The organism is Spongiivirga citrea, assembly GCF_010671565.1.
In the GTDB taxonomy this organism is placed as follows: domain Bacteria; phylum Bacteroidota; class Bacteroidia; order Flavobacteriales; family Flavobacteriaceae; genus Spongiivirga; species Spongiivirga citrea.
In genome coordinates, this window is record NZ_JAABOQ010000004.1 from 298,244 (window position 1) to 318,878 (window position 20,635).

21 protein-coding genes and 2 tRNA genes are annotated in these 20,635 nt (G+C 36.7%); 13 read left to right on the forward strand and 10 right to left on the reverse strand.

Annotated elements, in window-relative coordinates:
• Positions 1 to 126: 126 nt before the first annotated feature.
• On the forward strand, positions 127 to 798 hold the full coding sequence (locus tag GWK10_RS10850; RefSeq protein WP_164032387.1) for a lysoplasmalogenase: 672 nt from the start codon (positions 127 to 129) through the stop codon (positions 796 to 798).
• Between the two features lie 107 nt (positions 799 to 905).
• Positions 906 to 1,604 (forward strand): lysoplasmalogenase, encoded by a 699-nt coding sequence (locus GWK10_RS10855; protein WP_164032388.1) that lies wholly within the window; start codon positions 906 to 908, stop codon positions 1,602 to 1,604.
• 10 nt (positions 1,605 to 1,614) lie between these two features.
• On the opposite strand, the gene GWK10_RS10860 is transcribed toward GWK10_RS10855, so the two are convergent.
• Positions 1,615 to 2,898 carry an NAD(P)/FAD-dependent oxidoreductase gene (locus GWK10_RS10860; RefSeq protein ID WP_164032389.1) on the reverse strand — a complete coding sequence of 428 codons (1,284 nt, stop codon included), beginning with the start codon at positions 2,896 to 2,898 and terminating at the stop codon, positions 1,615 to 1,617.
• Positions 2,899 to 3,032: 134 nt separating this feature from the next.
• Here GWK10_RS10860 and GWK10_RS10865 point away from each other — a divergent pair, with 134 nt between their 5' ends.
• On the forward strand, positions 3,033 to 3,527 hold the full coding sequence (locus GWK10_RS10865; RefSeq protein ID WP_164032390.1) for an RNA polymerase sigma factor: 495 nt from the start codon (positions 3,033 to 3,035) through the stop codon (positions 3,525 to 3,527).
• A 4-nt stretch (positions 3,528 to 3,531) separates the two neighbouring features.
• Positions 3,532 to 4,164 (forward strand): paraquat-inducible protein A, encoded by a 633-nt coding sequence (locus GWK10_RS10870; protein WP_164032391.1) that lies wholly within the window; start codon positions 3,532 to 3,534, stop codon positions 4,162 to 4,164.
• A 69-nt stretch (positions 4,165 to 4,233) separates the two neighbouring features.
• Here GWK10_RS10870 and GWK10_RS10875 read toward each other — a convergent pair whose 3' ends face one another.
• Both GWK10_RS10875 and GWK10_RS10880 read right to left on the reverse strand, forming a co-directional pair.
• Positions 4,234 to 5,037, reverse strand: a complete 804-nt coding sequence (locus GWK10_RS10875) for a lysophospholipid acyltransferase family protein (RefSeq protein WP_164032392.1) — start codon at positions 5,035 to 5,037, stop codon at positions 4,234 to 4,236.
• 56 nt (positions 5,038 to 5,093) lie between these two features.
• Entirely contained in the window at positions 5,094 to 5,735 is a 642-nt protein-coding gene (locus GWK10_RS10880) for an NUDIX hydrolase (protein ID WP_164032393.1), read from the reverse strand.
• Between the two features lie 3 nt (positions 5,736 to 5,738).
• Here GWK10_RS10880 and GWK10_RS10885 point away from each other — a divergent pair, with 3 nt between their 5' ends.
• A complete protein-coding gene (locus GWK10_RS10885; RefSeq protein ID WP_164032394.1) occupies positions 5,739 to 6,446 on the forward strand; it encodes a peptidylprolyl isomerase in 708 nt (235 codons plus the stop codon).
• 98 nt (positions 6,447 to 6,544) lie between these two features.
• On the opposite strand, the gene GWK10_RS10890 is transcribed toward GWK10_RS10885, so the two are convergent.
• Positions 6,545 to 6,973 carry a DUF4293 domain-containing protein gene (locus tag GWK10_RS10890; RefSeq protein ID WP_164032395.1) on the reverse strand — a complete coding sequence of 143 codons (429 nt, stop codon included), beginning with the start codon at positions 6,971 to 6,973 and terminating at the stop codon, positions 6,545 to 6,547.
• Between the two features lie 246 nt (positions 6,974 to 7,219).
• On the opposite strand from GWK10_RS10890, the gene rho reads away from it, so the two are divergent.
• Both rho and GWK10_RS10900 read left to right on the forward strand, forming a co-directional pair.
• A complete protein-coding gene (gene rho, locus GWK10_RS10895; protein WP_164032396.1) occupies positions 7,220 to 8,887 on the forward strand; it encodes a transcription termination factor Rho in 1,668 nt (555 codons plus the stop codon).
• Between the two features lie 274 nt (positions 8,888 to 9,161).
• Positions 9,162 to 9,938, forward strand: coding sequence for a DUF6090 family protein (locus GWK10_RS10900; RefSeq protein ID WP_164032397.1), 777 nt, complete (start codon positions 9,162 to 9,164; stop codon positions 9,936 to 9,938).
• Between the two features lie 65 nt (positions 9,939 to 10,003).
• Here the strand turns inward: GWK10_RS10900 and rpsT are convergent, their stop codons facing one another.
• From rpsT to proS, 4 genes are all read right to left on the reverse strand, one after another.
• The gene (rpsT, locus tag GWK10_RS10905; RefSeq protein WP_164032398.1) at positions 10,004 to 10,255 is read right to left on the reverse strand and encodes a 30S ribosomal protein S20; all 252 of its coding nucleotides are present in this window, start codon (positions 10,253 to 10,255) and stop codon (positions 10,004 to 10,006) included.
• A gap of 64 nt (positions 10,256 to 10,319) precedes the next feature.
• Positions 10,320 to 10,391 (reverse strand) — tRNA-Glu (locus tag GWK10_RS10910).
• Positions 10,392 to 10,471: 80 nt separating this feature from the next.
• Positions 10,472 to 10,543: transfer RNA gene (locus GWK10_RS10915), tRNA-Glu, on the reverse strand.
• A 98-nt stretch (positions 10,544 to 10,641) separates the two neighbouring features.
• On the reverse strand, positions 10,642 to 12,120 hold the full coding sequence (gene proS, locus GWK10_RS10920) for a proline--tRNA ligase (protein ID WP_164032399.1): 1,479 nt from the start codon (positions 12,118 to 12,120) through the stop codon (positions 10,642 to 10,644).
• Positions 12,121 to 12,222: 102 nt separating this feature from the next.
• Between proS and GWK10_RS10925 the strand changes: the two genes are divergently transcribed.
• Both GWK10_RS10925 and GWK10_RS10930 read left to right on the forward strand, forming a co-directional pair.
• Complete coding sequence (locus tag GWK10_RS10925; RefSeq protein ID WP_164032400.1) at positions 12,223 to 13,416, forward strand: hypothetical protein; 1,194 nt, start codon at positions 12,223 to 12,225, stop codon at positions 13,414 to 13,416.
• Between the two features lie 31 nt (positions 13,417 to 13,447).
• The gene (locus tag GWK10_RS10930) at positions 13,448 to 14,977 is read left to right on the forward strand and encodes an OmpP1/FadL family transporter (RefSeq protein ID WP_164032401.1); all 1,530 of its coding nucleotides are present in this window, start codon (positions 13,448 to 13,450) and stop codon (positions 14,975 to 14,977) included.
• A gap of 16 nt (positions 14,978 to 14,993) precedes the next feature.
• Here the strand turns inward: GWK10_RS10930 and GWK10_RS10935 are convergent, their stop codons facing one another.
• Positions 14,994 to 16,814 carry a T9SS type B sorting domain-containing protein gene (locus tag GWK10_RS10935; protein WP_164032402.1) on the reverse strand — a complete coding sequence of 607 codons (1,821 nt, stop codon included), beginning with the start codon at positions 16,812 to 16,814 and terminating at the stop codon, positions 14,994 to 14,996.
• A gap of 132 nt (positions 16,815 to 16,946) precedes the next feature.
• Here GWK10_RS10935 and folE point away from each other — a divergent pair, with 132 nt between their 5' ends.
• The 3 genes from folE (at position 16,947) to yidD (ending at position 19,460) form a co-directional block, all read left to right on the forward strand.
• Positions 16,947 to 17,624: a GTP cyclohydrolase I FolE gene (folE, locus tag GWK10_RS10940; RefSeq protein ID WP_164032403.1), complete on the forward strand. Its 678-nt coding sequence runs from the start codon at positions 16,947 to 16,949 to the stop codon at positions 17,622 to 17,624.
• 86 nt (positions 17,625 to 17,710) lie between these two features.
• On the forward strand, positions 17,711 to 19,192 hold the full coding sequence (gene cysS, locus GWK10_RS10945; protein ID WP_164032404.1) for a cysteine--tRNA ligase: 1,482 nt from the start codon (positions 17,711 to 17,713) through the stop codon (positions 19,190 to 19,192).
• Positions 19,193 to 19,217: 25 nt separating this feature from the next.
• Positions 19,218 to 19,460 (forward strand): membrane protein insertion efficiency factor YidD, encoded by a 243-nt coding sequence (yidD, locus tag GWK10_RS10950; protein WP_164032405.1) that lies wholly within the window; start codon positions 19,218 to 19,220, stop codon positions 19,458 to 19,460.
• Positions 19,461 to 19,640: 180 nt separating this feature from the next.
• Here the strand turns inward: yidD and GWK10_RS10955 are convergent, their stop codons facing one another.
• On the reverse strand, positions 19,641 to 20,081 hold the full coding sequence (locus tag GWK10_RS10955) for an Lrp/AsnC family transcriptional regulator (protein ID WP_164032406.1): 441 nt from the start codon (positions 20,079 to 20,081) through the stop codon (positions 19,641 to 19,643).
• A gap of 113 nt (positions 20,082 to 20,194) precedes the next feature.
• On the opposite strand from GWK10_RS10955, the gene GWK10_RS10960 reads away from it, so the two are divergent.
• The gene (locus GWK10_RS10960; RefSeq protein WP_164032407.1) at positions 20,195 to 20,590 is read left to right on the forward strand and encodes a hypothetical protein; all 396 of its coding nucleotides are present in this window, start codon (positions 20,195 to 20,197) and stop codon (positions 20,588 to 20,590) included.
• Positions 20,591 to 20,635: the final 45 nt, after the last annotated feature.

Here is a 20,635-nt window from a genome sequence, read left to right on the forward strand (position 1 = left end):
ACTGTAAAAATTAAGGTCTGAACTGTATAAGTGTACAAGCAACATTTATTTGTGCGATGATATTCTATATTCTCCTATTTTTTTGTTAGTTTTAACTCGACCAATTATCCTTACTAACGCACCTATATGAAGCGAAAATGGTCATTTATAGGGCTATTCTTACTTATTTTGACAGTGGACTTAGTTTTTAAAAACTATGAACACTTAGCTGGCTACCGTATTGTCAGCAAGCCACTAGTAATTATATCATTGTTAGTTTATTACATTTCTAATAGCCGATCTTTAGAGAAAGATGTAAAAAACCCAATACTAGTTGCACTGGTTCTTTTGATCATTGGTGACTTCTGCTTTTTGGCGTTTGAAAATGATATTTTCTTTAACCTTGGTTTTGTGGCTTTCATGGTTGCCAACTTTTTTTATTTCAAAGCCTTTTTAGCCAACACAGATTTTAATTTCAAATTACTTATCCCATTTTGGATATTGTGCGGAGTATATTTTTTTGTGATGCTATCTTACTTGTATCTCAGTATTGACCTGTATTTAATGCCTATGATGATCTTTTTCATTATTATGGTAAGCATGGCCAATGTGGCATTAATGCGGTATAAGATGGTAAACAATAGTAGTTTTTATTTTGTCTTTATAGGCACCCTATTTTATTTATACTCAATAAGTTTGATCGCATTTGACAAATTTGACATGCCTGTTACTTACCAATATACACTAGAAATGGCAAGTTATGGTTTAGGGCATTTGTTAATCGTTTTGGGAATGCTAGAAGAAAAACAAACGAAGTAAACCACTATTTAGTGTTTACAACAACTGTTCATAACCCATAAAGAAAAGTTAATTACAACATCGTTGTTTTTACTATTTTGCCCTCGCAACTAGTAAAACCAGCCGGTATGTCTTGGGATAAAAAATTTACTTTTATCTTCCTTATTATACTCTCTACTGATGTGATTTTCACCAACTTTGAAAATCCGCTTCCATACCGTTTTTTTAGCAAACCATGCGTTATTGGTTCTTTATTGGTTTTTTTCTTTCTCAAAAGTAAATCGTTTAGCAAGGTTGACCGCTATCCCATTTTATTGGCGCTATTTTTTATGCTCTTAGGTGATATAGCATTAATATATATAGATAACTTCTTTGCCTTTACAGCAGGATTTACATTGTTTATGGCCGCCAATATTATGTACTTAATTGCTTTTTATTCTAAAGTAACTTACAATACTCAGGCAATCATTCCGTATTGGGCAGTGGTTATTGGCGTTTGTATAAGCATATTGTTAATCATATACGACGGCGTAGGTATTTTTCTTATTCCAGTATTAATATTTATGGTAATTGCATTTTATATGGTGCAAACTACCTATATACGATATGGTACTACCAGCAAGAGGAGCTATTACCTAGTTTTTATAGGGGCAGTACTTTTTATAATATCGGAGTGTATTATTGCCTTTAGAGTTTTTTATGTATCTGTGCCCTTCGAAAGAACTTTGGTAATGCTTACTTACGGATTAGGCAATTTCTTCATTATTAATGGACTATTATTTGACAATAGCAGACAGCTTTTCTCTCCAACCCAGCATAAAGAATAGAGGAAATTTGCTATCGTGCGCTCTTCTGTTTATAGGGTCTAATAATTAATCTTGCCTCACGATCAAACCGAACGTAGTTATAGACCCAATTGATAAATACAACCATCCTATTTCTAAATCCTATTAAGAAAAATAGGTGCACAAACATCCAAATAAACCATGCAAAGACACCTCCGAAACGCAGTTTTTTCATATCGACAACTGCCTTATTCCGGCCTATTGTCGCCATAGAACCCTTATCCTTGTATTCAAAAGGAATCATTTTTGCCCCCTTTATCATTTTTACCAAATTTTCACCTAGAGCCTTACCTTGTTGAATTGCGACTTGCGCAACCATAGGATGACCATATTTAAAGATTTCGTTTTCCATAAATGCGACATCTCCCACTGCAAAAATATTATCATAGCCTTGTACTTTGCTAAACGAATCGACTTTAATACGGCATGATCTATCTACCAAACATGTTGCATCAATTCCGGGAATATCGGCAGCTTTTACTCCCGCAGCCCAAACCATAGTAGCGGTCTTAAATTCTATATCTGTATTAGTGGTTACTGTGCGACCGTCATAATCGGTTACTCTTGTATTTTTCCAGACATTCACTCCCAATTTTTCAAGAAACATCTCTGCCTTTAGTGAGGCTTTTTCACTCATTGTAGGCAATACTCTATCTCCACTTTGAACTAGGTTAATTTGTACTTGACGTGTATCGAGATCAGGATAGTCTTTTGGCAATATCCCTTTTTTAATCTCGGCTAAAGCACCAGCTAATTCGACCCCTGTAGGACCAGCACCAACAATAACAAAACTCATTAAGGCGTTGCGTTCATTAAGATCATCAGTCAAAAGTGCTTCTTCAAAATTCTCGAGAATAAGACTACGTAAATTAAGGGATTGAGGAACCGTTTTCATTGCCATACTATTGGCTTCTACCTGCTTATTACCAAAAAAATTGGTTTTAGAACCCGTAGCTATTACTAGATGATCATACTTTAGACTTCCTATATTGGTATGAATCAAATTATCTTCAGTTTGGATATGATTCACGCTAGCCAAGCGAAAATAAAAATTGGGAAAGTCCTTTATTACCTTTCTAATCGGGTATGCTATAGAATCAGGCTCTAACCCACCGGTTGAAACTTGATATAATAAAGGTTGAAAAGTATGGTAGTTATGTTTATCGAGTAATACCACTTGTACTTCTTGTTTTGCAAGTTTTTTTGCTAGCGAAATTCCAGCAAATCCGCCGCCAATAATGACAATTCTCGGAAAACTAGTTTGTGGTATATTCATATACAAAGTTCTTTATAGTGTAAAAGTAAAATCGCTTTTTAAATATCATATCATGAACGTTAAAAATAATTTAAAAAAAAGTGTAACGTTGTATAAACAATGACTACTTATAGTTATAACACTAACTAGCCTGCGTGACAAAAGAAGATGAACATAGTTTTGTGAAATTACTGGAGGAAAACCAAAACATTATACATAAGGTTTGCCGTATTTACACAAATAATTACAGTGCGCATAATGATCTTTTTCAAGAGATTACTATACAGCTTTGGAAAGCCTTTCCGAAATTTCGAGGGGATGCGAAGTTTAGTACATGGATGTATCGTGTAGGATTGAACACCGCTATTACCCTATACAGAAAGTCCAAAAAGCGAATCAAAACACAAGAAATTGATACGATTCAATTTAAACTTTCAGCACAGGAATATGACAATACTGAAGAGGAACAACTAAAACTAATGTACCAAGCCATTCATCAATTAAATGATATTGAAAAGGCATTGGTCTTTTTGTATTTAGAAGACAAAAATTATAAAGAAATATCAGATACCATGGGTATCAGTGAGGTTAATGCTCGTGTGAAGATGAACCGAGTCAAAACCAAACTTAAAAAAATACTTAATCCGTAATGCTATGGATGAATTAGAATTACTAAAAAAAGATTGGAATACGCGAACAGATCCGCAAGTTTCTCAAGACGATATTTATAAAATGCTCCATAAAAAATCCTCCTCTAAGGTGAAGTGGATATTTTATATAAGTGTTATCGAGCTATTGATTGGCGTGGTCTCAACAATTTGGTCATTATCACATTCAAATGAGAATTTTATTCTTAATGATGGTAAACATGACTATAGTTGGTTACCAGTTATTTTTGAAAGTGTAGCCTGTTTAATTATTGTCTACTACGCCATTAAATTTTATAAAAATTACAAGAAAATTAGTGTAGATGATGATGCTAAAACATTAATGAAAAACATTATTGTAGCAAGACGGACAGTTAAAAATTATATTACAGTTAGTTTGATTTCCGGAGGGGTATTTGTAATGACTGGTCTATTTTTAGCCTCTTCGGTTTCTCCCATCTTTTTAGAATTATATGAAAACAATAATCATTTAGTTGCATATTTAGTTTTAATCGCTATTATCCTAGTTATCACCACCTTTATAATTGGTGTAATATGGTTGCTATATCAACTAATTTATGGGCTATTATTAAGAAATCTTAATAAGAACTATAAGGAAATAAAAAAGTTAGAGGTTTAAGTGTTGAAAGGCAACCATATTTAGGCAAGGCCTGAAGGTCGGTCTGACTACTGTAAACTGAATACTAAATCAATACTGCCACTTCCGAGTTTTATTCAACTCTTCCTCGGCTTGAATTTCTTCGGTAGGAATTACCTTTAAAAAAGATGGATGCTGTTCAATAGCGTATTCTAGCTTTTCTACGATCTCTTCGATTGTTTCACTTTCGTAATCAATATCCAACGGTGCTTTAATTTCCATTGACTGCAAAATACCCTTTTTCTTTATACGAAGACCTTTCTTATCAAATGATCTTCTAAAGCCATCAATTACAATTGGCACCACTATTGGCTTATATTGTTTGATAATATGAGCTGTACCTTTTCTAATAGGTTTCCATGGTTTCGTGGTTCCTTGTGGAAAAGTGATTACCCAACCATCATTTAAAGCTATACCAACGTTTTCCGTATCCTGAGTATTGACCTCTCGCTTAACATCTTTTCCTTCTGAGCGCCATGTTCTCGATACACTAATAGCACCGGCATAAGCCAATATCTTGGGAAGCAATCCAGACTTCATCGTTTCAAAGGCCGCTACATAATAAATATTCATCTTAGGTTGCCAAATGTACCCTACGTTTTTAATAGAATCTACTCGACCGCTTAAGCTAGCATTGAAAACATGAAACATTGCCACCACATCGGCAAAATATGTTTGATGGTTGGAAACAAAAAGCACTCCATTTTCAGGAAGGTCCTTGAAGATTTCTGAACCTTCTATTTCTAATTTATTAAAACCTCGATAGCGACCATGAGTTAGTACACCGAAGAGTCGGATAACAAATTTTTTAAGGAAAAGTATGTGCCCAAAAGGATTCCTTTTAAATAAGGCCATAAATTACATTTAGGTTTTAGCGAACAGCAAATTTACAAACAAAATTAAGTTTGCCGTCATAAAATTTCTTTTAGCAGTTGTTTGATCTCACTTAACATCATAGCTGTTGCGCCCCAAACCACTTGATCATTTAATAAAAAAGCAGGTACTTTTATTTGTTGAGCGTATGATGTTTCAAGCGTCTTAGTGATTACATTTTCGTCGGATAAAAAATCGGATAATGCAACTTCTAAAATGGCTTCTACCTCGCTTTCTTGCGGTGTGAAAATCGGAGTTTCATTTAAAACTCCAATAAAAGGCAATACTGTAAAATTGCTCGGGGGAATATAAATATTCGAACATTGTTTATATACTTGAATATTATCAGTTGAAATCCCGATTTCTTCCTCCGTTTCTCGCAAAGCGGTATGTTGAAGGTCAATATCTTTATCCTCGACTTTCCCGCCAGGAAACCCCACTTGATTGCTATGCACCCCTTTATAGGTCTTACGTAAGATTAAAATGAAAAAAGTCTCATTGTGCTCGTTTGGATAAAAAAGACACATGACAGCTGCCCTTTTTGGGTTTAAAGATTTTGAAGCAATTGCCTCTAATTCTTCGCGTCTAAGAGCCGGCGCCATTTTAAGCTGCGCTTCTCGACCGGGTAAGTCGAGATTTTTTATTTTTGGGATGGACTTTTTAAAAGAATCAAATTTCATAGCATGCAATACCAGTATCGCCTGACAATAATACTATTATTTTTATTAGCAGCCTGTAGCAATAAAAAGAAAGAAACAACCCCCATAGAAACTCCAGCGACTGAGGTGATCGATACGCTGACAATTGCCGAAGAAAAAACCGAAGTCAAAAAATCGAATGAGCCAATCGTTTCCAAAGAAACTATTATCCCATTTTTACAGCAATTTGAAAGGGAAAATAAAGAACGTGTAGTCCGCGTTACGACAGAATTTGGTTCTTTTGAGATTACGTTGAATAATGACACTCCATATCATAGGGCCAACATGATATTTTTAGCGAAACAAAATTATTATAACGATACGCAGTTCCACAGAGTTGCAAAGGGCTTTGTTATACAAGGAGGAAGTTCTGATAATCCTAAAATTGGTAGAAAACGAAGGGATATTGGTCGTTATGTGCTACCTCCTGAATTTAGAAAAAACCATAAACATCGTAGAGGAGCCGTTTCCATGCCTAGTAGTGAAAATGATAATCCGCATAAACTGTCATCGCCCTTTGAATTTTTTGTGGTTCAAGCTGCCAAAGGTTCACCACACCTGGATGGTAGTCATACAGTATTTGGCTACGTAACAAAGGGGATGAATGTGGTTGATAAAATTGCCAACCAACCCGTCGATAAACAGGAATGGCCATTAAATAATATATTAATGCAAGTGGAGATAGTTAAGTAATAGGTAAACTTTAGCCTTAACCATCTCAAATCTATAAAACAAAAAAGCCCTGACTCTCCAGTCAGGGCTTACGCACTAATACTACTAAGATTATAGGTTTATCGCAGTCGATCAACTGATTTTACGAGATCCTCATCCTTTTTAATTGCCTTATTAGCCAATACTAATAAAACGATAGAAACGATTGGCAAAAAAGACCCAAAAGGAATAAGCTTCTCAATACCTTTCTCAGAAACCGGAGTTTCTCCAGATATGCTTAGTGACCAATACACCAATACCCCTAATAAAGTAACGTTTAATATTATGTTCAATCTGTTTATCACAAATTGGTTTTGTCTCTTTTTAAATGCAAATATGCTAATTAATGCCAATACTGCACTAGCTATAAAAGCGATTAGCATATAAATACTATCAGTCGCAAAAACTTGTTCATTATTAGCATTGGTATACAAAGGCACCCATAAATGGCCTATTCCCATCACTAATAAAACGATTAATAAATATACTGTTTGTATACGCTGTAGCACAAGTTATGCATTTAGGATTGCAAAAATAAATGAATATTTAAAATATGAAACCCATTTTGACCTTAATATTAACTAAAAAAACGGTTGATATCGAACCTAATAATTTTGAATTACCAAATATTGTTGTATCATTGCATGAATAACGCAGCCACGAATGTCTTTAGCTGCGACATCCTATCAATTTTTTGACTCTTCCGTCATAAAATTTCAAATCAAACAATACACATTACACTATTATAATACTACATGTTCGAAATTTCAGAGTTAAAGCAAAAAAAGCTTGCTGAGTTGCAAGAAATTGCAAAAAATCTTAATGTTCCCAAATACCGCACATTAAAAAAACTTGATCTTGTTTATCAAATTCTTGACATACAAGCTGCAAATCCCAGCGAAAAAACAGGTGGTTCTACTGAAAAAGCAGAGCGCCCGAATACTGCAAAACCAAAAAGAAAAAGATTAAACAAACCTGCAGGAGAAAAGACTGAAAAGACTGAACCTGCACAGGTAAGTCTTGACCTCGGTAAAGAATCTAAGGATGCTGCTCCAGTTAAAGAGGAACAAAAAGCACCTCAGGCTGATGCAAAAGCCGCAAAGCCAAGACAAAAAGAAGAGCACTCTTCTAGAGATACTGATTCAAATAAAAATCAGAAAAGAGATCGCAGAGATAATAGAGACAACAGAGATAGCGGAAACAGCCGCCATCAGAATAAAAACCAAAACAAACATCAGAATCAAAAGAATTCCGGTAATGGGCAATCTAAACAAGAACGAAGCCGTTACCGCGATCCTGATTTTGAATTTGACGGAATTATTGAAAGTGAAGGTGTCCTAGACATCATGCAAGATGGTTACGGCTTCTTAAGATCTTCTGATTATAACTACCTATCCTCTCCTGATGATATTTATGTATCACAATCTCAAATTCGTTTGTTCGGATTAAAAACTGGTGATACCGTTTTGGGTAATGTTAGACCTCCTAAAGAAGGAGAAAAATATTTCCCACTTATTAAAGTATCAAAAATTAATGGTCTTGATCCTAATGTAGTACGAGACCGTGTTTCATTTGAGCATTTAACGCCATTATTTCCACAAGAAAAATTCAACTTAGCGGATAGACAAAGTACTATTTCTAGTAGAATTATGGATTTGTTCTCGCCAATTGGTAAAGGACAACGTGGTATGATCGTTTCACAACCAAAAACTGGTAAAACGATGTTACTAAAGGATGTGGCCAATGCTATTGCTGCCAATCATCCAGAGGTCTACCAAATGATATTACTTATTGATGAACGTCCTGAGGAGGTAACTGACATGCAGCGCAATGTTCGTGGTGAAGTAATTGCTTCTACTTTTGATAAGGAAGCACATGAACATGTAAAAATTGCCAATATTGTTTTAGAAAAAGCAAAACGTTTGGTCGAATGTGGTCATGATGTGGTGATTCTTTTAGATTCAATTACACGTTTAGCGAGGGCATATAATACAGTACAACCAGCATCAGGTAAAATATTGAGTGGTGGTGTTGATGCGAATGCACTGCACAAGCCAAAGCGTTTCTTCGGTGCCGCTCGTAATATTGAAGGTGGCGGATCGTTATCGATCATTGCTACCGCACTTACTGAGACAGGTTCTAAAATGGACGAAGTAATCTTCGAAGAATTTAAAGGAACTGGTAATATGGAACTTCAATTAGATCGTAAGATTGCCAATAGAAGAATATTCCCGGCGATTGATCTTACTTCATCAAGTACACGTCGTGATGACTTACTGTTAGACGAAGTTACTATTCAACGTATGTGGATTATGCGTAAATACCTTGCGGATATGAACCCAGTTGAAGCGATGGAATTCATTAACGATCGATTTAGACAAACAAAAAATAACGAAGAGTTTTTATTGACGATGAATCAATAATAGATATTAGATCGCTGCGCTGTTGGATATGAGATATTAGACTTGCGGTTGCGAGATAAATTACGAATAGAATCCCATTTCATATGTTGAAATGGGATTTTTTACTTTTGAGGATTAGCCAAAATCTGTGGACATCGTTTAAAGCACCTTATTAATAGTAGTGCAGTGCATTATAGCTCTTAAAGAATATTTTGATTTAAGCGGTATCTTTATACAAAGAAAAATAACACTCATTAGTGTTAAGTATTAGTTGTAAGCAATTTAGAACCACATTATGAAGTTCTTTCGAACGGTAAGACAAAAGCTAATTTTGGACAATAAAAAAATTCAATACCTGAAGTATGCGTTAGGAGAAATCGTACTGGTTGTAATAGGGATTTTGATCGCAATACAGATAAATAATTGGAATCAGTCGAAAAAAGATACTATTTCTTTGAATGAATATTTGATAAAACTAAAGTCCCATACAAAAGAAGACATAGAACAACTGGAAGAATTAAAAAAAGGAAGAAAACAAATTGCCGACGCCTGTAAAAAAGCACGTAATAGTATCCTGAATAAGACCGAAAATGACAATCTTTTTTTGTTCAAGATAAGTGGCTCTGCTTTTGTTGATTTTTATTTTAAACCCAATTCAGGCGGATATGAATCATTGAAAAATTCAGAGTATTATGGTAAAATAAACAATACCAAACTTGATTCACTTTTGGGTAAATATCACGGCTTAGTGGATATTATTGCAGAAAATGAGAGGAACTATAATCAATATGCAGTTCATCAAGAGAATTATCTCGATACTCAGTTTGATAGGTCTCTTATTTTTGCTTCCGCATTTATGCCATTAGATTCGTTAGCCACAAAAGCTACACCTCAGTCTGAATATGACCAAGCATTCATTGAATATACAGCCAAACCCGCTTACAGAAATGTCATTAGTTTGGCAGCGTGGCAATTCGATACGATAATTAACCAATATAATCAATTAACAGAACTAGGGCATCTCATTATAGCAGAAATAGATGCAACAACTTCCGGCCAAAAGAGAAAATGATAAGAAACAAAAAAAGCCCTTACCGCAATGCAGTAAGAGCTTTGAAATCCTTTAAAGAAAACTTATTAAAGCGCTGCTACGTGCTTTGCTAAGTTCGATTTTAAGTTTGCCGCTTTATTATTGTGAATAATATTACGCTTAGCAAGCTTATCGATCATTGAAACAACTGAAGGAAATAGTGCTTCTGCATCTTTCTTTTCAGTGATTTCACGTAATTTCTTGATCGCGTTACGAGTTGTTTTGTGCTGGTATCTGTTGCGCAAACGTCTCGTTTCGTTACTACGTATTCTTTTTAAAGCTGACTTATGATTTGCCATAATTTATGGTATTACAATACTATTATTTTCTTTTTATTCTTAATTCGCAACCGAATTAAACTCGTAGCCCGTAGGGGAATCGAACCCCTCTTCCCAGGATGAAAACCTGATGTCCTAACCGATAGACGAACGGGCCATTTCTAGTTAGGAGTTATTGAGTTATAAGTTAAGAGTAATACTCAGAACTCTAAACTCAAGACTCTGCACTAGAGTAAGTAGCCCGTAGGGGAATCGAACCCCTCTTCCCAGGATGAAAACCTGATGTCCTAACCGATAGACGAACGGGCCAAAATACCAAATTAGGAATTCCCTATTTCGGTAGGCGGGTGCAAAAATACAACTATTTCCAAAATTCGCAAGTGCTTAAACCACTTTTTTGAAACGAATTAATAGGCCTTTGCAAATAACACTCGTTGTTGTGATGGCTTACCAGTTAATACGCAGCTACCCGTCTCGTTATCAGCATCAAACGGAATACATCGTATGGTAGCTTTTGTACGTTTTTTAATCCGATCTTCTGTTTCTTCAGTTCCATCCCAATGAGCAGATACAAAGCCTCCTTTTTCTTTAATAACCTTTTCAAAATCATCAAACGTATCTACTTTAGTAATATGATTATTTCTAAAGTCTAATGCTCTTTCATGAAGTGTATTTTGAATTTCTACTAAAAGATCTTTTACTTTATTTACTACCTCATCCTTGGCAACAAATTCCTTTGTTAAGGTGTCACGTCTTGCCAACTCTACAGTGCGCTTTTCTAGATCCTTTGGTCCGATACCAATTCGCAATGGTACTCCTTGCAATTCATACTGCGCAAACTTCCAGCCAGGCTTATGGGTATCTCGATTATCAAACTTAACACTAACCCCAACATTTCGAAGGTCGCGCTGAAGCTCTTTCGCAACTTCAGTAATTCGGTTTAATTCCTCTTCACTTTTATATATAGGTACAATAACCACTTGAATAGGTGCTAATTTTGGTGGTAATACTAATCCGTGGTCATCACTATGCGTCATAATAAGCCCACCGATTAGCCGCGTACTCACCCCCCAAGAGGTCGCCCATACGTGATCTAGTTTCCCTTCTTTCGTTGCAAACTTTACATCAAATGCTTTTGCGAAATTCTGACCTAAAAAATGAGATGTTCCAGCTTGCAGCGCCTTACCATCTTGCATTAGTGCTTCAATGGTGTAGGTTTCTTCAGCCCCGGCAAAACGCTCGCTATCTGTTTTCACGCCTTTAATTACCGGCATCGCCATAAACTCTTCTGCAAAAGTCGCATATACTTCTTGCATCTGTGCTGCTTCAGCGATTGCTTCGGCTTTATTAGCATGAGCCGTATGCCCTTCTTGCCACAAAAATTCCGAAGTACGCAAGAATAGACGTGTCCTCATTTCCCAACGCACCACATTTGCCCATTGGTTTACTAAAATAGGTAGATCGCGATAGGATTGAATCCACCCCTTGTAGGTATTCCATATAATAGCCTCGCTCGTTGGACGCACTACCAATTCCTCTTCAAGTTTCGCTTCTGGATCAACCCGAAGCTTACCTTCATTATCAGGATCATTTTGTAATCGATAATGCGTTACAACAGCGCACTCCTTTGCAAAACCCTCGGCATTTTTCTCTTCAGCCTCGAAAAGGCTTTTAGGCACAAATAATGGGAAATAGGCGTTTTGATGCCCTGTCTCCTTAAACATTCTATCCAATTCTGCTTGCATTTTTTCCCAGATAGCAAATCCGTAGGGTTTGATCACCATACATCCGCGAACTGCAGAATTCTCAGCCAAATCGGCTTGAACTACCAATTCATTATACCATTTAGAATAATCTTCGCTTCTTTTCGTTAACTTCTTAGCCATTTTTCGGTAGTTTGGCACAAAATTTGTGTCCTAGTTAAATATAAATTTAGTAGCGCAAAACTAACTAAATTTGTAATGTTCAACAATAAAATCGAAGGAGTTATGAAACGCAACTACATTATGAACACACAAAGTATATATACTGCTCTTACAGTGGCTATGATGCTTCTTTTAGCATCATGTGGATCTTACCAACAATCATCTTATTATGATGATGGTATTTATGTTTCTGCTGACACACAAGCTAGAAAAAGAACAGTACAACAAAATCAACAAGTTGCGCCTCCAAAAGAAAAAACATCGGTATATCAAAACTACTTCGATCGCAAAGCTGATGAGTATGAAATAGCTGCAGCGCAAATGGAACAAGATTCTGTATTTACTGATATCGAATCTTACTCAAGTGTTAACGACCCAGATCAAATTACTGGTGACGGCTTAAGTTATAGTGACAACCAAAATGTAGGTTGGGGTGAAAACCCATCTTCCATCTCAATAAATGTATGGGGTAACAATTGGGGACCTGGCTTTGGCTGGGGAGGTGGATTTAATCGTTTTGGCTTTGGCTGGGGTGGTGGTTTTTACAACCCTTGGAATGTTGGCTGGGGCTGGGGATGGAATGACCCTTGGTTTGGCGGATTTGGCCCTGGATGGGGCTGGGGTAATAGCTGGGCATTTGGCGGGGGCTGGTGGTGTCCTCCTGGTTTTTATGGTGGATATTACGGTGGATTTTATGGAAATCGTTTTGGCTATGGCCGCTTTAATCGATTTGGACGATATAATAATAGCCGCTTAGCATATAACACAGGACGACGGTCGGCTTACACACGCAGAGGAGTTGCGAATTCCGTTAGAAGTAATAGAAGCGGTGTTTCAAGACGTTCTAGTTATAACTCAGCTTCTAGACGTGGTCGTGTGGGTGTAGACAATAGCAGCTCAGTACGAAGAAGAGGCACATCAATTGCTTCAAGACGTTCAGGATATGCGGGCAATCGCTCGTCAGGAACATACAGTCGTTCTAATAGTGGTGTTTCAAGAAGATCATCTGGCATTAGTCGATCATCAGGAAATAGCGCAACAAGAAGAAGTTCATCAACAAGACGAAGCTCAGGTTATTCTCGTAGTTCATCTTCCAGAAGAAGTTCGGGTACACGATCTAGTTCTTCTAGTAGACGTAGTTCAGGATATTCGCGAAGCAGCAGTTCTTCAAGAAGTTCGGCACGCTCAAGCTCTGGACGTAGTTCATCAAGAAGTTCAGGACGCTCAAGCGGCGGACGAAGAGGCGGACGTTCATAATCTCATTTTAAAGATCATTGCTATTTAAAACATGAAAAAGATATTTTTCTCTATCATAGCTACTATTGCTATCAGCACAACCTACGCCCAAACTTCAAGTGATGTTTTGCGGTTTAGTCAAGAAAATTTAAGTGGAACAGCTCGTTTTAGAGCTATGAGCGGGGCTTTTGGAGCCTTAGGCGGTGATTTCTCAGCCACCTCATTAAACCCAGCGAGTGGTGCCGTTTTTGCACACAGCGAGGTTGCGGGAACTTTGGGAAATTCAAGTAAAGTAAATGATGCTACTTACTTTAATTCCTTAAGAAGCACAACAGATAACAACTTTGACATTAGTCAAGCAGGCGCAGTATTTGTTTTTAAAAGCACCGACGATAATCCTTGGAGAAAGTTTAGTGTTGGTGTCAATCTGGACAATACCAATGACTTTAATAATCAGTTTTTTGCAGCAACAAATAATGCTACCTTAGGAATTGATCGTTACTTTAATGAATTAGCTCAAGGAGTTCCTTTAGATCTACTAAACCTTCGGGATAATGAAACGTTATCAGATCTATACCAATTCTTAGGAGATAATGAAGGTGAAGCTGCACAAAAAGCCTTATTAGCCTTTCAAGGCTTTCTAATTGATCCAGTAGATGATAATGATCCAGACAATACTGCCTATAATAGTGCTGCTCTTTACAATAATTTAGATCAGCAATACACTGAAACCACGCGAGGTTATAATAGAAAGTTCAATTTTAATTTCGCTACTCAATACAAGGAAAATCTGTATTTGGGTATAAACCTAAACTCTCATGTATTAGACTATGAAAAGATAAGAAGAGTATCAGAAATCAACTTTGATGAAGCTTCTACTGTTAAGGAAGTAACTTATGAAGACAGCGTTTTTACATCAGGAACAGGATTTTCGTTACAGGTTGGAGCAATTGCAAAAGTAGGACCAAGTTTACGTTTAGGTGCTTCTTATCAAAGCCCTACATGGTATAGACTTCAGGATGAGACAAGAGAACAATTGACTGTTTTTAGAACTGATCCTGCTAATGCTAGTAATGAAATACAAGAAAATTTACGGCCAAGAGTTATTAATCTTTTTGAGCAATATCGTGTTAATACACCAGCAAAATTAACAGGAAGTATTGCTTATGTATTTGATAAGTATGGGTTATTAAGTTTTGATTATGGACGGAAAGATTTTGGTAGCGCATCATTACGCCCAACTTCTGACCCAGCTTTTCAAGCTGAAAATACGGCAATATCTAATCAATTTCAAGTAGTAAACAGCTATCGAATAGGCGGAGAAATTCGCTTAGAAGAATGGAGTATTCGCGGAGGGTATCATTTTGAAGATAGTCCATTTGCAAATGAGGCAATAGCGAGTGATAAAACTGGATTCTCGGCAGGATTAGGCTATCGTTTTGGCGGTACTAGAGTTGATGTTTCTTATGATCGTACCCAGCAAGAATTTGCACAGCAATTATTTCCAATAGGCTTAACAAGTGTAGCAAATGTTGATAATACTATTAGCAACATCAACTTAACAATAAGCTGGAAACTATAACGAATACTAGAAAAGCCTAGCGCTTTAGAGTAAAATGTCCTTTAAACTCTAAAGGAACATTATTACGGATATAACTAACGGTAAACCAGTAGTCAGTAGATGGCAGTGGCTTACCGTTGAAGTTTCCATCCCATCCATTTCCTCCAGGAGCCAATTGTTTAAGTAATTTACCAAATCGGTCATAAATAAAAATAGCATTTATCGGTACTGATGGGTCTGATACTATCGACCAGGTATCATTAAAACCATCACTATTTGGTGTGAAAAACCTGGGGAAATCCACTACTATAACATTCTGCTCGACAATTCCACAACCATTTTTATCATTCACCCTGACGACATACTCTCCTCCTCTTACATTCTCAAAAACATTAGAATCTTGAAAAGCACTCGATCCTAATTGAAACTCATAATCGCCAGGACCTTCTACATTAACAGTTACTGTATTTCCTGCAAAAAAGGTAGCATCAATACTTAATATAGTAGCTATATCAGAAGCTCCAACGTTAATAGATTGAATCGTTGAACAGCCAACAGCATTTTCATTATTAATTACCTCTACTCGATAATCACCAGCAGCCGTGACGGTGATTGTTGGTGTTGTTTCACCTGTAGACCATATGTATTGATAGTTCGGATTGTTATAATCCGTTCCTATTACTGCAGATCCCCCAGTTGCACATAAAAATGGTTCTCCTGGATCGTCTAAAACAGGAACAATTGGTGGTTGATAAGTAATTAAATTAAATGTCGTTTCAGAAAAACAATTCGGATTCGAAGTATTAGCTATACGAGCAGTAATTGTTTCTTGATTCGGCACACTATTCGTTATAAAATTGGGTAATGGACTTGTAAGTGCATTTCCAGCTCCGTCTGTATATGTAACGGTTACATTCGTCTGCCCACCAATTAAGGTCGCATCTACTGCCGACACGTCAAACTGATCGGATATTCCCGGAGCTGCACCTGAAGGGCAAGCAAAAATATCTGCGATCGGATTAGCTATTGGAACCGTTAAGAAAACAACATCTACTGCATCTAAAAATGTAACACCCTCGTCATTCGTTGCACGAATACTATATTCCCCATCACCGGAAGTAATGCCTAGAGTAGCATTGGTTTCAGTCGTTAATAGCTGTGGAGGGATTGCATCGGTAGGGTCCAAATCATAAAACCACTCATAGGTATTTGCATCATCAATGGTAGCGTCTAAAGTAACTGTATTACCCTCACATTCGTTAATTGAATCCGCAAAGAAATCGCGGTCAAATTCACAATTAAAATCCAATGGCGGCGGATCGTTTGTAGGATCACTATCCCCGTCAGTATTAAAAACAATACTGAAATTATCTTGGGTTTCGGTAAATCGGTCTACGACTACAATTAATTCATCCCCTACTTGTACAGGAATAGCACTTAACTGACCATCGCTATTAGCAGCGCCTTCACATTGATCAGTAGCTCCCAAACTTAAGCCTGTTCGATTTGGACCACTCGTTGTCGCTAATGCAAGTGAAAGCCTATCGGCGCTCCCTAGGTTTGCACAATCCTGGTTTACGTAAACCGCAAAATCATAATCCTGTCCAACTGTTGTTGTTTCAATTTGAAAGGTAAAATCTCCTGGAGTATCGATTTTGATAAAGTAAAATACTACGTTCCTATTTACAAGAGACTCGCAAGCTCCTTGAATATTAATAGCTGAAGGTCCAGTTGCGGTATTATTTTGAAGTGTCTGCCCAGAACATATAGGTGTCAGCAAATCGCATATCTGAGCATTTGCAGAGACGATTCCTAACACAAAAACGAAAATAACTAGTAGGCTTTTCAACAAGCTCATAAGCAAACTATTAGCAAAATATACGCTAAAATTTGGGATTTATTTAGCAAAGCTATCATATTGTAATAGATATCTTGTCCCGCAATAAATAACTATCTTTGCAACCAATTATTATTTATTTGTCTAAAAACAATGAAATTAGATAAAGTGCTGGAAGAAATTGAAGCTTTAGGTGATAGCCACGTAGGTACATCATCAGATACCCCATTACGCGAAGATGCATTTGATTTAGAGGATGCTACAAAGATCGAACTTATCCAAAAGGATGTCGCAAGTATTATGCAAACCCTTGGACTAGATATGACTGATGACAGCTTAAGAGGAACACCTAGACGTGTTGCAAAAATGTTCGTAAAAGAGATATTTGGTGGTTTGCATCCCAAAAGAAAACCAAAGGCTTCTACTTTTGAAAATAAATACAAGTATGGCGAAATGCTTGTAGAAAAAAATATTACGGTCTACTCAACCTGTGAGCATCACTTGCTACCCATCGTTGGTCGCGCCCATATTGCCTATATCTCTAATGGTAGTGTTGTAGGTTTATCCAAAATGAATAGGATTGTTGAGTATTACGCCAAACGCCCTCAAGTACAGGAACGCCTTACAATACAAATTGTAAAAGAACTTCAAAAAGTATTAAATACTGATGATGTTGCCTGTATTATCGATGCTAAACATCTTTGTGTTAACTCTCGTGGAGTTAGTCATACAGAAAGTAGCACAGTAACTTCTGAATTCGGAGGTAAGTTTAAACAAAAAGAAGTCCGTAGAGAATTGTTAGACTATATTAAGTTAGAAACACAATTCTAGTTTCAATAGTTCATGAACTTTCATCTATAATCGTAACTCAAATCATTAGATAACTTCGCTTTTAAGAGCACAGTTAAACGTTATTTATGCAATCAACCAAACAAACGATACGTATTTACAATTCTTTAAGTGGAAAAAAAGAGGAATTTAAACCGCTAAACGAGGAACATATTGGTATGTACGTTTGTGGCCCGACGGTATACAGTAACGTGCATCTGGGTAACGTTCGTACGTTTATGTCTTTTGATATGATTTTTAGATATTTCAAACATCTTGGTTATAAAGTAAGATATGTGCGGAATATTACAGATGCGGGTCATTTAGAAAATGATGCAGATGAAGGTGAAGATCGCATTGCAAAAAAAGCGCGTTTAGAGCAAATTGAACCGATGGAAGTGGTTCAAAAGTACACCGTCGATTTTCATAACATTCTCAATAAGTTCAATTTTTTACCTCCTAGTATTGAGCCAACTGCAACAGGACATATCATCGAGCAAATCGAGATTGTAAAAGATATCCTTGATAAAGGATTGGCTTATGAGATTAACGGCTCAGTTTATTTTGATGTAGTTAAGTTCAACGAGACTAATAATTACGGTAAACTAAGTGGTCGCAATATTGAAGATATGATCGCTAATACACGTGAATTAAATGCGCAAAGCGATAAGAAGAATCCACAAGATTTTGCACTTTGGAAAAAAGCAGAGCCAAAGCACATCATGAGATGGCCAAGTCCTTGGGGAGATGGATTTCCTGGATGGCATTTGGAATGTACTGCAATGAGCACCAAATATCTTGGTGAACAATTTGATATTCATGGTGGAGGGATGGATTTAAAATTCCCTCATCACGAATGTGAGATCGCTCAGGCGGAAGCCTCTTATGGGCATACGCCGGTTCGATACTGGATGCATGCCAATATGCTTACCCTTAACGGTAAGAAAATGGCAAAATCAACAGGAAATAATATTCTTCCTACAGAAATTTTTACTGGAGATAATGAACATTTAAGTAAAGCGTTTTCCCCATCTGTAGCACGTTTTTTTATGTTACAGGCTCATTATCGCAGTATATTAGACTTTAGTAATGATGCTATTCTTGCTGCCGAAAAAGGCTATAACCGACTGATGGATGGAATCGGATTAATTTCATTCCTAAAAACAAGTCCGACCTCATCTTTAGACATTACAAAGTGGAAACAGCAGTGCTATGATGCAATGAATGACGATTTTAATACCCCAATCTTAATCGCTCATCTTTTTGAAGGCGTGAAGTATATCAATTTGATTAAAGATGGGAAAGAGAGCATCAGCGAAGCTGATCTTGAAATGCTTTCTACTACTATGACTGAACTTACTTTTGATGTCTTAGGCCTAGAAAATAAATCGGCTTCCTCATCAAGCGGCGAAGATAAATTAGGTGGTGTTGTCGATCTATTAATTCAATTAAGAGCAGAAGCCAGATTGAATAAAGACTTTGCTACTTCTGATAAAATTAGAAATGAACTTACCGAACTAGGCATTGAATTAAAGGACGGCAAGGACGGAACAACCTTTTCTATAAACTAAATCTCAACACTCCGACTTAAATGGTATGCTGAAAAAAATACTGATAGCGCCCTTTGTGTTTTTAGTAAGAGTATATCAAACGGTCATTTCTCCACTTACTCCTGCGACCTGTCGTTACTCACCTACCTGCTCGCATTATACACTAGAGGCACTACAAAAACATGGTTTATTTAAAGGCGGTTGGCTAGCAACTAAACGTATTTTTAGCTGTCATCCCTGGGGTGGTTCGGGTTATGATCCTGTGCCGGAGAAGGGTGATAAGAACTAGAATAGCTTATTTTTAGAAAGTCTCCCCTTGAGGGGAGATTTAGAGGGGTGTTTGTCATAAATAAGACTGTGAGTTTTAACCTTGATTACTATTTTGATTGATATGAACACCTATCCCCGACCCTTCCCTCAAGTGAAGGGAGAGTATCTATAGAACCTCTTTATGGCTCGACCAGACATGTTAATTCTTTTCGATCAATCGATTATCGACAACATGAGATAAAACAATATGTGTTTTTGTTTCCCCATAGGTAATGAGCTTATCAATCAATTCTTCTAAATGAAATTGATCTCTTAACACGACTTCCATCACGATATTCTCATTCCCCGTAATTCGGTAGCAATTAAGGACTTCTTTAAACTCAACCACCTTTGCTAGAAAAGGTTTTAGACGCCCCATAAATGCCTTTAGAGTAATTACCGCTTTTAACTGATGGGCAGTTTTATTATGATCGATATTAGCCGTAAAACCCTTAATAATCCCTTCGTCTTGCATTTTTTTTATCCGTTCAGCAACTGCTGGCGAACTAAGCCCCACTACCCGGCCTATTTGCGCATTGCTTTGTCGGGCATTTTCGTGTAAACACTGAAGGATTTGCCAGTTAAGAGAATCTATTTCCATATTGAAAGTATTTAAAGCAATAATACTTCAAATTTAAAGTATTTTTTCTTTTTGCTTTCAATTTTAAATATAAGTCAACATTATAGCGTGTAACTTTGTAATAATCTAAAGCGATGTCATATCCTATTCCATCATATCTGTCTGATATGCCTTTATACCAAAAGGCAATGGATATTATCGTCTTATCTCGAAGTATTTCGACTTATCTCAATCACGATTTGTGCTATTTAAGTATAGAAGGTAAAGAAGATGAAGACATTTACTTTTCTGGGGATATCGTTCAGCAATCCACATTATTAACTCCAGAAATTATTAGTGCTGAAAGAGAGCGTTACTCAGACAAAAAATACCGTCATATCGAAGCTGTAGATCGTTTAGTCAATAAGCTTTATAAAAATTGTAAGCGGTTAGAAAAGGTGAACAGTAACGGCAAAGATTATCTACCTATTCTTCGAAAAGAACTTAAAAAATTCAGAAAGTTGCAGCATACTTGGATGTTGACACTTTAATAGCATTGTTCATCTGGATAAGCCATTCGATAATCCCAAAATAAA

What these genes read in the sequence shown, in the direction of transcription:
- GWK10_RS10850 (WP_164032387.1), top strand. Translation starts at nt 127, where the DNA reads ATGAAGCGAAAATGGTCATTTATAGGGCTATTCTTACTTATTTTGACA.
- GWK10_RS10855 (WP_164032388.1), top strand. Translation starts at nt 906, where the DNA reads ATGTCTTGGGATAAAAAATTTACTTTTATCTTCCTTATTATACTCTCT.
- GWK10_RS10860 (WP_164032389.1), bottom strand. Translation starts at nt 2,898, where the DNA reads ATGAATATACCACAAACTAGTTTTCCGAGAATTGTCATTATTGGCGGC.
- GWK10_RS10870 (WP_164032391.1), top strand. Translation starts at nt 3,532, where the DNA reads ATGGATGAATTAGAATTACTAAAAAAAGATTGGAATACGCGAACAGAT.
- GWK10_RS10875 (WP_164032392.1), bottom strand. Translation starts at nt 5,037, where the DNA reads ATGGCCTTATTTAAAAGGAATCCTTTTGGGCACATACTTTTCCTTAAA.
- GWK10_RS10880 (WP_164032393.1), bottom strand. Translation starts at nt 5,735, where the DNA reads ATGAAATTTGATTCTTTTAAAAAGTCCATCCCAAAAATAAAAAATCTC.
- GWK10_RS10885 (WP_164032394.1), top strand. Translation starts at nt 5,739, where the DNA reads ATGCAATACCAGTATCGCCTGACAATAATACTATTATTTTTATTAGCA.
- rho (WP_164032396.1), top strand. Translation starts at nt 7,220, where the DNA reads ATGTTCGAAATTTCAGAGTTAAAGCAAAAAAAGCTTGCTGAGTTGCAA.
- GWK10_RS10900 (WP_164032397.1), top strand. Translation starts at nt 9,162, where the DNA reads ATGAAGTTCTTTCGAACGGTAAGACAAAAGCTAATTTTGGACAATAAA.
- rpsT (WP_164032398.1), bottom strand. Translation starts at nt 10,255, where the DNA reads ATGGCAAATCATAAGTCAGCTTTAAAAAGAATACGTAGTAACGAAACG.
- proS (WP_164032399.1), bottom strand. Translation starts at nt 12,120, where the DNA reads ATGGCTAAGAAGTTAACGAAAAGAAGCGAAGATTATTCTAAATGGTAT.
- GWK10_RS10925 (WP_164032400.1), top strand. Translation starts at nt 12,223, where the DNA reads ATGAAACGCAACTACATTATGAACACACAAAGTATATATACTGCTCTT.
- GWK10_RS10930 (WP_164032401.1), top strand. Translation starts at nt 13,448, where the DNA reads ATGAAAAAGATATTTTTCTCTATCATAGCTACTATTGCTATCAGCACA.
- GWK10_RS10935 (WP_164032402.1), bottom strand. Translation starts at nt 16,814, where the DNA reads ATGAGCTTGTTGAAAAGCCTACTAGTTATTTTCGTTTTTGTGTTAGGA.
- folE (WP_164032403.1), top strand. Translation starts at nt 16,947, where the DNA reads ATGAAATTAGATAAAGTGCTGGAAGAAATTGAAGCTTTAGGTGATAGC.
- cysS (WP_164032404.1), top strand. Translation starts at nt 17,711, where the DNA reads ATGCAATCAACCAAACAAACGATACGTATTTACAATTCTTTAAGTGGA.
- yidD (WP_164032405.1), top strand. Translation starts at nt 19,218, where the DNA reads ATGCTGAAAAAAATACTGATAGCGCCCTTTGTGTTTTTAGTAAGAGTA.
- GWK10_RS10955 (WP_164032406.1), bottom strand. Translation starts at nt 20,081, where the DNA reads ATGGAAATAGATTCTCTTAACTGGCAAATCCTTCAGTGTTTACACGAA.
- GWK10_RS10960 (WP_164032407.1), top strand. Translation starts at nt 20,195, where the DNA reads ATGTCATATCCTATTCCATCATATCTGTCTGATATGCCTTTATACCAA.